10 protein-coding genes are annotated in these 14,283 nt (G+C 59.6%); 3 read left to right on the top strand and 7 right to left on the bottom strand.

Features of this window, described 5'->3' with window-relative positions; all coding sequences use genetic code 11:
- Window positions 1–44 precede the first annotated feature (44 nt).
- From IB246_RS28835 to IB246_RS04145, 7 genes are all read right to left on the bottom strand, one after another.
- Entirely contained in the window at window positions 45–170 is a 126-nt protein-coding gene (locus tag IB246_RS28835; RefSeq protein ID WP_008030104.1) for a hypothetical protein, read from the bottom strand.
- 211 nt (window positions 171–381) lie between these two features.
- The gene (locus IB246_RS04120; RefSeq protein WP_008030101.1) at window positions 382–561 is read right to left on the bottom strand and encodes a hypothetical protein; all 180 of its coding nucleotides are present in this window, start codon (window positions 559–561) and stop codon (window positions 382–384) included.
- A 155-nt stretch (window positions 562–716) separates the two neighbouring features.
- On the bottom strand, window positions 717–1,886 hold the full coding sequence (locus tag IB246_RS04125) for a lactonase family protein (RefSeq protein WP_008042877.1): 1,170 nt from the start codon (window positions 1,884–1,886) through the stop codon (window positions 717–719).
- Window positions 1,879–2,175 (bottom strand): DUF5629 family protein, encoded by a 297-nt coding sequence (locus IB246_RS04130; RefSeq protein ID WP_008042875.1) that lies wholly within the window; start codon window positions 2,173–2,175, stop codon window positions 1,879–1,881. The genes IB246_RS04125 and IB246_RS04130 overlap by 8 nt, the downstream gene beginning before the upstream one ends.
- Before the next feature lie 201 nt (window positions 2,176–2,376).
- Window positions 2,377–3,951 carry an aldehyde dehydrogenase (NADP(+)) gene (locus IB246_RS04135; protein ID WP_008042873.1) on the bottom strand — a complete coding sequence of 525 codons (1,575 nt, stop codon included), beginning with the start codon at window positions 3,949–3,951 and terminating at the stop codon, window positions 2,377–2,379.
- A 10-nt stretch (window positions 3,952–3,961) separates the two neighbouring features.
- Entirely contained in the window at window positions 3,962–4,954 is a 993-nt protein-coding gene (gene araD1, locus IB246_RS04140) for an AraD1 family protein (RefSeq protein WP_008042872.1), read from the bottom strand.
- Between the two features lie 142 nt (window positions 4,955–5,096).
- A complete protein-coding gene (locus tag IB246_RS04145) occupies window positions 5,097–6,419 on the bottom strand; it encodes an MFS transporter (protein WP_008042870.1) in 1,323 nt (440 codons plus the stop codon).
- Window positions 6,420–6,612: 193 nt separating this feature from the next.
- On the opposite strand from IB246_RS04145, the gene IB246_RS04150 reads away from it, so the two are divergent.
- The 3 genes from IB246_RS04150 to IB246_RS04160 all read left to right on the top strand — a co-directional run bounded on the left by IB246_RS04150 (window position 6,613) and on the right by IB246_RS04160 (window position 14,248).
- Complete coding sequence (locus tag IB246_RS04150; protein ID WP_008030087.1) at window positions 6,613–8,349, top strand: IlvD/Edd family dehydratase; 1,737 nt, start codon at window positions 6,613–6,615, stop codon at window positions 8,347–8,349.
- Between the two features lie 202 nt (window positions 8,350–8,551).
- Window positions 8,552–9,271, top strand: a complete 720-nt coding sequence (locus tag IB246_RS04155) for a FadR/GntR family transcriptional regulator (RefSeq protein ID WP_008030085.1) — start codon at window positions 8,552–8,554, stop codon at window positions 9,269–9,271.
- A gap of 279 nt (window positions 9,272–9,550) precedes the next feature.
- Window positions 9,551–14,248: a dermonecrotic toxin domain-containing protein gene (locus IB246_RS04160; RefSeq protein ID WP_008042867.1), complete on the top strand. Its 4,698-nt coding sequence runs from the start codon at window positions 9,551–9,553 to the stop codon at window positions 14,246–14,248.
- Window positions 14,249–14,283: the final 35 nt, after the last annotated feature.

Below are 14,283 nucleotides of genomic sequence, written 5' to 3' on the forward strand. Positions count from 1 at the left end.
TCCATAGTCACCATCAGCTTCGTTGATCATTAAGCCAGTCTATTTCAGCCTTCGATAAAACTCATCATGCGCTCTCGGGCAGCGTCAGGCTCGCCTGGAACGGGCGTTGCGGCAGATAAAATGGGGGTTGAATAGAGGAACAGGAGTACCACGGCCAGACGCATCGCCATGCTGTCGATCCTTTTTATAGTAGAAGGAGTCAATAAATCAGCGTCAAATTTAAACTCATGGCCATGTGATATCAAGCGCAGCATTAATAGCAATATGATGCTGTCGTAAACGCGTTATGCAGGAGCGACATCACTCAGGCTTTCTCGAAGCTTTTCAGCTTGATCCGCGCAAGTGACTTCGCTCCTGCATAAAGGGTGCAGGGCTTGGCTTTCAGGCTTGGGTTTTGTGATCCAGGGCTGCGTAGAAGTTGGCGCTCTGTTGCAGGTATTTCTGGGTGTAGCTCTGGGCGTGGGATTTTTTGTCGCTGATTTCAACGTTGGCGCTGGCTGGCAGCGCAACGGTGGCAGAGATGGCGGATGCGGCGATGACAGAGAAGAGATTGAAGTTCATGGCGGTATTCCTCGGATTCAGTTGGCTTGCTTGCCCGGTGGGGCCGTGAAGCAAACTTAACTGCCGAGGCTGACGCCTTGAAATCTTTTGTAGCAGTAGCAGATATCAGCGTCATTAATAGAAGGATGCAGGCCCCATCAACCGGGGCCTGCGGCCTATTGACGCACCAGGAACTTCAGATCGCTCGGGGCATCCATCGGCAGTTTCTGCACGGTTTTACCCAGCAGGCCGCTCTTGGCATCGCGTTCGACGACGACAATCTGGTTGCTCTTCTGATTGGCGATCAGCACGAACCGGCCACTCGGATCGAGGCTGAACTCGCGCGGGTGATCCCCTTCCACCGAACGGCGTTGCAGCTCTTTGAGGTGCCCGGTAGCAGGATCAATGGCAAACACCAGCAACTGATTGGCAGTGCCACGGTTGCTGACGTAGAGGAATTTGCCATCCTTTGATGCATGCAACGCTGCGGCGGCTTTGTCCGACGTCGGTTGCCCGGCCGCCAGATCGACCATTTGCGTTTGCTCAAGCGTGCCGTCGCGGTAATCGAACACCGCGACCTGCGCGCTCATTTCCAGGGTCAGCCACGCGTGTTTGCCATCGGCACTGAACAGCAAATGCCGTGGTCCGCTGCCGGGCGGCAACTGGACCGACGCGGGTGTGGCCGCGATCAACGGCAAGTCCGGGTTGGCCTTCGGGTCGAAGCGATAGACAAAGATCTTGTCCGCGCCCAAATCATTGGAGAACACAAACTTGCCATCCGGCGAGGACACCGTCGAATGCACATGCGCCGACATCTGCCGCTCGGGATTGACCCGGCTGGACGGATGACTGCTCATTTGCACCACGGTTTTGAGCGTGCCATCGGCGCCCACCGGCAACACCGCCAGCGTGCCGCCCGGGTCTTCAGCCACTGAATAATTGCTGACGAACAGGTGGCTGGCATCGCCACTGAGGCTCGAATGGGTCGGCTCGTTGCCCAGGCTCTGGACCTGATTGATCTGGCGCAGCGCATGGGTTTTGGCGTCGATCGCATAACTGCTGACGCGCCCGACCGGGTCTTTTTGTCCCGGGCCGTTTTCGTTGACCACGAACAGATGACGTTGATCATTGGACAGGGTCAACCAGGACGGGTTTCCGCTGTTGACCACTTGCAACGGCTTGGCGTCGAGCTGCCCGGTGGCGCTGTCGAAATTCAGGCGATAAATGCCCTGGCTTTGCCCTGCGGTGTAGGAACCCACGAGCAGTTGAAAGTCGCCGGCGGATGCGGCTTGAACACCCATTGCACCGATGCTACCGGCGATCAACAGCGGCCAGAGATTACGCATCCTCTTGTTCGTCGTCTTCGTTGTCGCCGCTGATGACGTCGCCGAGGCAGACCAGGCGGTGTTCGCCGCCATCGTCCTTGATCAGCCAGCTCTGCAAAGTCGAATCGAAGGTTGCCGCTTGAACCTGAGCGGGGGTGAATTCCCAGTGTTTGGCCGCTCGACCGTCCATGCATTCGATGTGCAGATTGTCGTCGACATCAAGGGCGAATTCGAAGGCATGCAAGCCGTCGATTTCCACCATTCCGCAGTGTTCGAGGGCGTTGAGCAAGGTGTCGGTTGGGGCAGTCATGGCAGTCAATCTTTGAAGGGGAAAGACGCAATGATAGCGCAATGTGGGAGCGGCTCAGAGCCGACCACAAAACTCCCACGCCACACAGAACAAATGTGGGAGCGAGCCTGCTCGCGATAGCGGCGGCACATTCAACATCAATGTGCCTGACAGTCCGCAATCGCGAGCAGGCTCGCTCCCACAGGGATTTGTGTTCAGCTGTCAGAGCGCATCACGCGAAGGCTGTCCATCCACCAGCCGCTGAATACGCAGCGGGTTGCCGTTCTTCAACGCATCCGGCAGCAGCTTGTCGGGGTAGTTCTGGAAGCACACCGGCCGCAGGAAGCGGTCAATTGCCAGCGTGCCCACCGAGGTGCCACGCGCATCGGACGTCGCCGGGTACGGCCCGCCATGGACCATCGAATCGCAGACTTCCACACCGGTCGGATAGCCGTTGAGCAGGATTCGTCCGACCTTCTGTTCCAGCAACGCCGTCAATTCGCCGAACTGCTCGAAGTCTGCCGGTTCGCCAATGATCGTTGCCGTGAGTTGTCCGTGCAGGCCATTTAAAGCAGCGCTGAGTTGCGCCTGATCCGTCACCTCGACAAACACCGTGGTCGGGCCGAAGACCTCTTCCTGCAGCACTTCATCGCCATCGAGCAACAGACTGACATCGGCCTTGAACAGCTGCGGCTGCGCCTGATTGCCTTGCTGCGGATTACCCGCCAGGTGCGTCACGCCCGGATGCGCGAGGAGTTTTTGCAGACCTTGGCCATAACTGCTCAACGTCCCGGCATTGAGCATGGTTTGCGCAGGCTGATCGTTGATCAACCCCGCCACCTGCTGCACAAACGCACTGAACTGTGCCGAGCGAATGCCGATCACCAGACCGGGGTTGGTGCAGAACTGGCCACAGCCTTGCACCACCGAAGCGGTCAGGTCACGGGCCACGCTTTCAGCACGAACGGACAGGGCCTGGGGCAAGACGATCACTGGGTTGATGCTCGACATCTCGGCAAACACCGGGATCGGTTGTGCACGTGCAGCGGCCATGTCGCACAACGCCCGTCCACCCTTGAGCGAACCGGTGAAACCGACTGCCTGAATCGCCGGGTGCTTGACCAGCGCTTCGCCGACCCCGCCACCGTAGATCATGTTGAACACGCCGACCGGCATGCCGGTTTTTTCTGCGGCTCGGAGGATTGCATCTGCCACTTGCTCGGCCGTGGCCATGTGACCGCTGTGCGCCTTGAACACTACCGGGCAACCGGCGGCCAGGGCGGAAGCGGTGTCGCCGCCGGCGGTGGAAAACGCCAACGGGAAATTGCTGGCGCCAAACACCGCGACCGGGCCGAGGCCGATACGGTACTGACGCAGGTCGGGGCGCGGCAACGGCTTGCGCTCCGGCAGCGCCAGATCGATCCGCGCGCCATAGAAATCACCGCGCCGCAGCACTTTGGCGAACAGGCGCATCTGGCCGCTGGTGCGACCGCGCTCGCCTTGAATGCGGGCGGCAGGCAGCGCGGTTTCGCGGCAGACCACGGCGACAAATTCATCGCCCAACGCGTCCAGTTCATCGGCAATGGCATCGAGGAATTGCGCGCGGCGCTCGGCGCTCAGGCTGCGATAAGCGGGGTACGCGGCAGCGGCAGCCTTGGCGGCGGCATCGACTTCTTCCGGCGTGGCCTGATAGAAATCGTGAGGTAACGCCTCGCCGGTGCTGGCGTCGACGCTCTGGAGTTTGACGCTGCCGCAGGCACTGCGCTGGCCGCCAATATAGTTGTGACCAAGAATCATGGGTTGCTCCTTAAAGAATGCCGATGGTGCCGGGCTCGAAGGCCGCTTCAACCGGTGCGATACCGTTGATCAACGGCGCACCGAACTCGGCCTGACTGATCTCGTACACATCCCCCGGCCGGGTGCGAATGCCGTCGGCAAAGGACAGGGTCGCGGTGCCGAAGAAGTGAATGTGCACATCCCCCGGACGCAGGAACTGGCTGTATTTGAAATGGTGGTATTCGAGATTTTCCAGGCTGTGGCACATGTTGGCCTCGCCGGTGAGAAACTCGTTCTGCCACAGCACTTCGCCGTCGCGCAAAATGCGGCTGGTGCCCGCCAGATGCTCCGGCAGCTCACCGACCCGAAGCTCCGGCCCGTAACTGCAACTGCGCAGTTTGGAATGCGCCAGATAGAGGTAGTTCTTGCGCTCCATGACGTGATCGGAAAACTCGTTGCCCACCGCATAACCGAGGCGATACGGCTTGCCATCGTGGCCGATGACGTAAAGACCGCTGAGCTCGGGTTCTTCTCCGGCGTCTTCGGCAAACGGCGGCAGCGGGAACGATTGACCGGGGCGAACGACGATGCTGCCGTCACCTTTGTAGAACCATTCCGGTTGCACACCGGCCTGGCCCGCTGCCGGTTTGCCACCCTCCACGCCCCATTTGAATATGCGCAGGGTGTCGGTCATCGTTGCTTCGTCGCCGGCCTGCTGATGCATCTTGTCCCGCGCCGAGGCGCTACCCAGATGGGTCAGGCCAGTGCCGCTGACGAGCATGTGTGCCGGGTCCGGATGGTCCAGCGGCGGCAGGATACGCAGTTTCGCCAGCAGTTCTGCATAGTCGTGGCTGATGCCCAGGCCCAGTGCGTTCACCTGCTGCTCAAGACTGACACCCGCCTCGATCGCCGCCAACGCCAGATCGCGCACCGTGCGCGCGTCCTGCACCTCGCGGACCAGACCGCCCTCGACCACGCCAACCCGACGCTCGCCGTTAAACAATTCAAATTGAACCAAACGCATGAATTTTCTCCTGTAAGCAATTCTCAAAAACACCGCAGAACCCTGTAGGAGCCGGCTTGCCGGCGATAGCGATCGGCCTGTCGACAATGATGTTGAATATGCTGACGCCATCGCCGGCAAGCCGGCTCCTACAGGGTTTGCGTCAGATGCGGGAAGCGCCACGTGCGCTGGCTGCAAACTGGTCCGCCGGCAGAACGTGTTTACGCTCCAGCAACCGATACACCACGCCGGTCAAAATCAGCCCGAACACCATCACACCCGAGAGGAAATACAGCCCCGAAGCCAGGTTGCCGGTGTATTCCTTCAGCGCCCCGATCACGAACGGACCGATGTAGCCACCGAGGTTGCCCACCGAGTTGATCAGCGCGATCCCCGCCGCAGCGCTGGCACCGGCGAAGAACCGGCCCGGCAAGGTCCAGAACACCGCAGTGCAGGAAAACAGGGCGAACGCCACCAGGCACAGCGCCGCCAGTTGCAGCACCGGCACCGTCAGCCAGGCACTGAGAAACAGGCCGATAGCCCCCAACACATACAGCACCGCCAGATGGCCGTAGCGATCATTCAAACGGTCGGAACTGCGCGGGATGATCAACAGACCGATGATCCCGAAAATGTACGGCACCGACGACACGAAACCCGTCACCAGATCAGTGCCACCGAACTGCTTGATTAGCGTCGGCAACCACAGGCCCAGGCCATAAATGCTCAGGGTGACCGGCAGATAAAACAGCGCCAGCAGCAACACGCGTTTGTCTTTGAGCGCATGCAACGGATTGCCGTGGCGGGTCTGGCCGTACTCCTCAAGGTCCTTTTTCAGTTCGCCGGCCAGCCAGTCTTTCTCGGGCTGATCCATCCATTTCACCTGTTGCGGACCGTCAGGCAGCCAACGCAGCACCGGCCAGGTCAGCAGGATCGCCGGGGAACCGATGACGATGAACAGCCACTGCCAGCCGTGCAATCCGAGGATGCCGTCCATGCCGAGCAGGCCGCCGGACACCGGGCCGGTGATCAGCATGGCGATCGGTTGGGAGAGGATGAACAGCCCGAGGATCTTGCCGCGATGGCGAACCGGGAACCACTGCGTGATGTAGTACAGAACGCCCGGGAAGAACCCGGCTTCGGCGGCGCCGAGCAAAAAGCGCATCACGTAGAAGCTGTGCGCCCCTTGAACGAAGGCCATGCCGATGGTGATGGCGCCCCAGGTGACCATGATCCGCGCAAACCAGCGCCGCGCGCCGAAGCGTTCGAGCATCAGGTTGCTGGGGATTTCCAGCAGGAAGTAACCAATGAAAAACAACCCGGCACCGAGGCCGTAAGCCGCATCGCCGATACCGATGTCGGCGCCCATGTGCAGCTTGGCGAAGCCCACGGCGGAGCGATCCACATAGGCGATCAGGTACAGCAGGATCAGGAAGGGAATCAGTTTCAGCGTGATGCGACGAATAAGCCGCAGTTCCTGGCTCATGAGATCGGTCTCCGATTGTTGTTGTTATAGAACCTCGGGGGACGCCTCTCGCCAAAAACTGCCAGGGCCTTCCCTCCGTTGGAGCGGACTATATAGTAATACTATTTACGCAACAACACTTCCAAACAGATCGAATTGCGCTTATGTTACGCCTCAGCCAGAACAATATAGTCATACAATAAGAGAATCGATCATGTCTGATAAGAAACCCACCCTGCGCTCCGCCCAATGGTTTGGCACTGCCGACAAGAACGGCTTCATGTACCGCAGCTGGATGAAGAATCAGGGCATCGCCGACCACCAGTTCCACGGCAAACCGATCATCGGCATCTGCAACACCTGGTCGGAACTGACCCCGTGCAACGCGCATTTCCGCCAGATCGCCGACCACGTCAAACGCGGCGTGATCGAGGCCGGCGGTTTCCCGGTGGAATTTCCGGTGTTCTCCAACGGCGAATCGAACCTGCGCCCGACCGCCATGTTTACCCGCAACCTGACGAGCATGGACGTCGAAGAAGCGATTCGCGGCAACCCGATTGACGGCGTGGTGCTGCTGACCGGTTGCGACAAAACCACTCCGGCGCTGTTGATGGGCGCGGCCAGTTGCGACGTGCCGGCCATCGTCGTCACCGGCGGGCCGATGCTCAACGGCAAGCACAAGGGCCAGGACATCGGCTCGGGCACGGTGGTCTGGCAGCTCAGCGAACAAGTGAAAGCGGGCACCATCTCCATCGATGACTTCCTCGCGGCCGAGGGCGGCATGTCCCGCTCCGCCGGCACCTGCAACACCATGGGCACCGCATCGACCATGGCGTGTATGGCCGAAGCACTCGGCACTTCCCTGCCCCACAACGCCGCGATTCCGGCGGTGGATGCACGCCGTTATGTGTTGGCGCACATGTCCGGCATGCGTGCGGTGGAGATGGTCCGCGAAGATTTGAAACTGTCGAAAATCCTCACCAAGGAAGCCTTCGAAAACGCCATTCGGGTCAACGCCGCCATCGGTGGTTCGACCAACGCCGTGATCCACTTGAAAGCCATCGCCGGCCGCATCGGCGTGGAGCTGGAGCTGGATGACTGGACCCGCATCGGTCGCGGCATGCCGACCATCGTCGACCTGCAACCCTCCGGGCGCTTCCTGATGGAAGAGTTCTACTACGCCGGTGGCTTGCCTGCGGTATTGCGACGCCTCGGTGAAGCCAACCTGATTCCCAATCCAAATGCCTTGACCGTCAACGGCAAGACCCTCGGCGAGAACACCAAGGACGCGCCGATCTACGGTCAGGACGAAGTGATCCGTACCCTCGACAACCCGATCCGCGCCGACGGCGGCATCTGCGTATTGCGCGGTAACCTGGCGCCACTCGGCGCGGTGCTCAAACCGTCCGCCGCCACGGCTGAGCTGATGCAGCATCGCGGGCGGGCGGTGGTGTTCGAGAACTTCGACATGTACAAGGCGCGGATCAACGATCCGGAACTGGACGTGGATGCCAACTCGATTCTGGTGATGAAAAACTGCGGGCCGAAGGGTTATCCGGGCATGGCTGAAGTCGGCAACATGGGCTTGCCGGCCAAACTGCTGGCCCAGGGCGTGACGGACATGGTGCGTATTTCCGATGCGCGCATGAGCGGCACCGCGTACGGCACAGTGGTGTTGCACGTAGCACCGGAAGCGGCGGCCGGCGGGCCTTTGGCAGCAGTGAAGGAAGGTGACTGGATCGAACTCGATTGCGCCAACGGGCGTCTGCACCTGGACATTCCGGATGCCGAACTGGCGGCGCGCATGGCCGATCTGCAACCGCCGCAGCAGATGATCCTCGGTGGATATCGCCAGCTATACATCGACCATGTGTTGCAAGCGGATCAGGGCTGCGACTTCGACTTCCTGGTCGGTTGCCGAGGTGCCGAAGTCCCCCGCCACTCCCACTAACCCCACCCCCCTTGTAGGAGCCGGCTTGCTGGCGATGGTGTATCAGTCGACACAACGGTGACTGACACACCATCGCCAGCAAGCCAGCTCCTACAGTTTTTGATCTTCATCTGCCTCAGGACCGTGCTTGCTCTGGCGACCGTCCTCGCCGCGCCTGCTATCATGCGCAGCACCTCCCCCGCACAGGATCGCGCCGTTCCCCATGGATTACCGCAAACCCTCCGACCGCAAAAGCATGCACTCGCGCATTGTCCAGGAACTGGGCATGCAGATCGTTTCGGGACGCTTCAAACCGGACGACAAACTGCCCGCCGAAGCCCTGTTGTGCGAGGAGTACGCGGTCAGCCGTCCGGTGCTGCGCGAAGCCACTCGCGTGTTGGTCGCAAAAGGCCTGGTGTATTCCCGTCCGCGTGTCGGCACGGTGGTCAAGCAGCGCAAGGAATGGCACATGCTCGACCCGGACGTGCTGCACTGGCTGATGCAAAGCAGCCCGCAGAATCAGTTCTTCGATCTGCTGACCAGCGTGCGCAGCATCATCGAACCGGCAGCAGCGGCCCTCGCCGCGCAATTCGCCACCGACGAAGACATTGCCTCTATCGGTGAAGCCTACCAACGCATGGAAGCCGCGCCGACGCCTGAAGCCCTGTTGCAACCGGACCTGGATTTCCACAGCCGCATCGCCGATGCCACTCACAACGATCTGCTGGCGAACCTGTGCAACATGCTGTCGGTGGCGATTGCCGAAGCGTTGAAGCATTCCAACCAGCGGCCGAACCTGCATGAATTGGCGTTGCCACGGCACAAGGCGATTCTCACTGCCATCGAGAACCGCGATGCGCTGGGTGCACGGCATGCAACGCTGGTGCAACTGGACGATGCACGCAGTGCGCTGAATGTGGTGCTCGGCGCCGATCCCTCATAAAAACACGTTCCACTGTAGGAGCCGGCTTGCTGGCGATGGCGTCTGTTCAGACGATAAATATGTTGGCTGACCCACCGCCATCGCCAGCAAGCTGGCTCCTACAGGGGTTACGTTGATCTTCTGAGATAACAAAGCCGCAACCCTGGTTGCGGCTTTTTCGTTTCTGGCCTGAACGCAGGCCTTAACCTATCGCTTCGCCCAATGTGCGGTACCCGGCTACCGCACATCCCTTTCGATTCGGTTTTACGTTGAGGAACCACACATGCAAAGGATTGCATCATGCCCACACCTGCATCACCACCCGCCGCCGCAAGCGACACCGACATCATCGCGCGGGCGGTTCACACCCGATTTAATACCCGGCCGACCTTACGCTCGCAAACCGCCCGCCTGCTCAAAGACGGCATTCTGGAAAAATACCCGCAACTGGCGTTCGACCCTGAGCGAACCAAAATTGCCCAACCGATCCCCGATGGCGCCTGGCGGCTGACGCTACTTTTGGACGTGGTACTCGACTACCTGGCCAGCGGCACATTCCCCGATCTCAGCGAGCAATACGGTCGCAGCTGTTTTTTGACAAACCGTGCCCCCGCGCAACTTACCGTCGACAACACGACATCGCGACTGCCCGACCTGCAAGTGATTGCGCAAGTCATCCGTGAATTACCCGACATTTTCTACATCGGCGCTCAGGAATCATTGGCCGCCTGCTGGAACGAACAGGACGAAACCGGCGTCAGCCGCTGGCAATGGCTGGGGAACCTGCTCGCCGGCGTGTTGAAAACATCCGCGACGCGCCTCGCAGCAAGTGATGCCGAGCAGGCCGGGATTCTATTGGAGCTGGCCCGCCAACCCGACAACCGCGAACGCCTTCTGCGTCCTTGGGCCAAAGGTGCAATTGAAGCCTGCACGCTGCAAGTCACGCTGAGCAGAGGCGACATGTCGTTCACACTGCAGGTGCCGGATATCCTGGTGATTTGCGGCGAAACCCATTTGTTGTGCAGCGTGACCGGCAACATCGAATCGTTCCCGTCCCTGCAAGCCTTCGGTGCCGCATGGGGCGCGCGGTTTCAGCAAGACTTCACGGCGGACTCCATCACCTGGAAACGTTTTGCTCCGGACGGCAACATCTTTGATACCCAGGCAGCTCTGCTGCTGAACCGGCAACTGGAAGATTTGGAGTCGCTCAAACTGCCCGCACACGAAAACGTGGCCAGCCTTGAAAAGCGTTTTGATGCGATCACCGATGTCGCCGCACTGTTTATCGGCAGCGACAACCACCCGACGCACCTTCACGCCCTACAGACAACGATTCCCGAGTGGTTGCAGGGCGCCAGCGCCACTGATCGCATGGCCTGGCGTAAACACACGTTGTCGATGGCCAGTGTCAAACAGCAGACACAGGGGCGCTCGTTGCCCGACGACGACGTTGACCTTCGCACATTCGCCAGAAATGCGCTGCATGAGCAAATGCTCAAAGACCAGCCCTTGGCACCCGGCTACAAGTCCGATGAACTGGAACTGACCTTTCACGTGCCTGTCGGCGATTTGGGCAGCGGCTACCTCGAACCCGTCAAAATGTCCCTGACCGAGCTGGCGATCAACAACCTGGCCGGCAAACCCAAGGGCCGGATGACCCTTCGCCACACCGAAAACCAGCTGATTCAAGACTGGACCACCGAGGCCTATTTGCTGGATCTGGTGAGCCGCGTTGATGTCGGAAAACATTACCCCGAGTACATCGAGGCGCAGTTGCTTGGCAACAGTGCCGAGGCCAATGAGCGATTGCGACTCTTCGGCCTGGAACTGAGCCTGCATTTGCCACTGCGCGCCCTTGAGCATTCGATCAAGGGTGAGCACGGCTTCACCTTCCTGGGCTATCGATATGTCGATGCAGTGTTCCAGCCGTTGGCCGCCGAGCGCATTGTCGAGGAACAGTCCGTCGTCATCAGGCCATTGGCGTTTCAACGCAAGGCCGGGGCCACGAGTGATGTGGTCAGCAACATGTTCATCATTGAGCCGAAAGACCTGAAGTCGGACGGCCCGCATATTCTTTACCGACCGCTGTATTCAGAACCTCTGCACCAATACTCCAGCCGTCAGGACTTGCTGAGTGCCATTGCGCAAACCGGCCCGTTGCAAACCAGCGTGCTGACCTGGTTGCCGGATCGCGCACGGCCGATCTACGACAACAACGGCTTCACCGAACCGCACATTGTCCACTTCCATGCAGGGGACGAATTCACACTGCCTGAAAAGCCCCAACCGGCGATTCTGGCTGGCGACGAAGCGGTTGGCGGCTGGCTCACCGCGCTGGAAGAAGGTCGATTGCTGGCCAGTCTGTTCGTCAGCAATGCACGCACACTGATCGATCTGGCGGATCGGCAATCGGTGTCGAATGCCGAGAGCCGCTGGGCGATCATCCTCGAGGGTGGCTGGCTGGTGTTCAACAACCTGATTCTGCCATTGTTGCGCGGCCCCGCCATGGTGGTGGGCTGGATGCTGCAAATCGCCCACAGCCTGATCAACGATCTGCCAGCGCTGGACAGTGATGACCCGAAGGCGCGGAATCAGGCATGGATCGATGTGCTGTTGAACATTGGCCTGTTGGTTCTGCATGTCGCTCGAGAGGAAGGATCCCCGGCACTTTCCGACAGCGCAGCGACGCCAGTTCCGGATGCCCTCGCCTCCTTGCGCCGTCCTGCGCAGACATTTTCATGGCCCGCCGAATCGACTATTACCCAGGACACTGCGGGCCTGCCCTCCGAGCCGCCGGGCAGTGGCAAGACCCTGCTCGACTTCAACCAGTCGAGCGCGCGCGATTCGGCAGCGGCCCGACTGTTCAACACGTTACGGGAGGTTCAGGTGCCATGGCCGACACCTCTGCCAGAGCCCGTTACCACCGGCGTCTTCAAAGGTTTGTACCGGATCGGCAATCTTTGGCACGCCACCGTCGCCGGCCTGCTGTTTCGCGTGAGTATCGTGCCCGGGTTCGGTGAGGCGTATCTGATACATCCGGAGCACCCGGATCATCCCGGCATCAAGCTCAAGACCAATGGAGCGGGCCGCTGGACTCTGGATCAAGGGTTGAAACTGGTTGGCGGCGGGCGCAATGCACGGATCAACGCCCAGCGAGAAATCACGCAACAACGCATCAGTCTGCTGGAACTCAATCGTCAGGAATTCGTGGATCAGCAAGTGCGGGTGCAGAAGCGCGTCGACATTGCCGAAAACCTGATGCAGCTGAAAAAGAACGACGCCGCCAGTACAGAGCTCGATCGCGCCACGTACAGGCAACGGTTCGTTGATGAGCTGGACAAACAGACCGAAAGCTACGCCACGCTGCTGGCCGAGAAAAGGGAATTGGCCGAGTTGACCAAATCCGATCCCGATCCTGTGCAGTTGTGCAACCTGTCGGAAAACATCATCAACAACGCCCGCAAACGGATCGTCATTGCTGACTGGGAGCGCGAGGCTGTCAATCAAACGTATGCGGACTTGAGAAATGGCGTCGGGCATTTGCATGACGCGTTGATCCGCGAAGGCGACGCGGTACTGGATCGCTACTTTGAGTTCATGCGCAAAACCTCCGACATCAACGAATCCATGATCAAGCTTCTGGACCAGGTAGACAGCCGACTGCAGGAACTCAAGCAGATCCCTCGCCTGGGCATCGAGTACTGGAAGCGCCTGACCGGCAACAGGCCCGAAAATGAAATGACGGCACTGCGCGTCAAGTGCTACCAGTTGAGTATCTTGCGCCTGCTCAGCCTCAAGGCCCTCGGAAGCAGCACCATGGGTGTGCTCGAACACACCCTCAGCCCATTACTGCTGCTGTCTCGCTCGCATGCCGAACTGCAAACGGAACACACCTACACCAACAGCGATCGGATCTCCGTTCTGGAGAACCTGGTCGATCAGTACAACAAGGCACAGGACGGCCTTGAGGCGATAGGCATTTTCAGCACAGATGAACTGCAGGCACACCCCTTCAATCGCCTGCGCGAGCTCATTCACCAACTGCGTATCGATGCCGAACGACGTCTTGCGGAAGCGCTTCAACTGTTGCCGCAACCGGAGGAGCCTTCAACATCAGCTTCCGGCCCCAAGCCGCCGGTGAAGCGTCCCTATTCATGGTCCAGTCGCAAGCGGGTGATCAAAACCGCTAAAGGCACATTGATCGGCGATCTTCGACAACGGGTCGCTCACCAGGAAGGAGACATTGTCGACATCAACCATCCGTTCGAAGAAAGGCCACTGGCTTCGTTCCACGAGCACGAGCCCAATGTCTGGGTAGAAATCGTCGATGCCAGACCCGCAGCTACCAAGGCAACGCACCCCTATCAGCAGCTCAAGGGCGATGCCCGCAAGGCGTTGGCCGATGTCGATAAAAACGTGCAGAAGATCGAGGGTTACGCGCAGCGCGCCAGTTCTCCCAAGGAAATCGAAGAGCAGTTGCAACGGGAAGCACAAAAACTGATCGGGTACGCCGATGGACTGGAACAGCACGAAAGTCCTCCGGCCAACCGCGAAACAGACGTTTCGCTGATCAGCGGACTCCGCGACAAAGCGCTTATCCTCGACAACAAGGCCACTGAACTTCGCACCCGCATGACCCTCGCCCGGCCGCCCAGTAGCGAGGGGGTGGAGTATCTGCTGCGGCACAAAGAAATTTTTGCGCGAATCAACGGCAACCGGGTTCAGCTGAAAACCGGGCGGCGTGACTTCATGCAAGAGTACGCTTTGTTGAATAAAGACAATCAACCCTGGTGGTACGGGCATTTTCACTACGCCAACGCGGATGATGCCAAGGCTGACTACACCCAGGCGCACTTGAAAACCAGGGAGCAACGCTTCGAAACCTATGAATCGGCCATGGCCAAGGCCAAGGACCCGAAGCAGAAAATCGAAATTCATCACGGAATCATCAGCAAGGAACTGGCGAACAGCGATTTTCTACCGTTGCAACCCCGCTGAGTTTTTCAATCGCCCATAAAAAAGCCGCAACCCAA

It is taken from the genome of Pseudomonas sp. PDM01 (assembly GCF_014852325.1).
In the GTDB taxonomy this organism is placed as follows: Bacteria; Pseudomonadota; Gammaproteobacteria; order Pseudomonadales; family Pseudomonadaceae; genus Aquipseudomonas; species Aquipseudomonas migulae.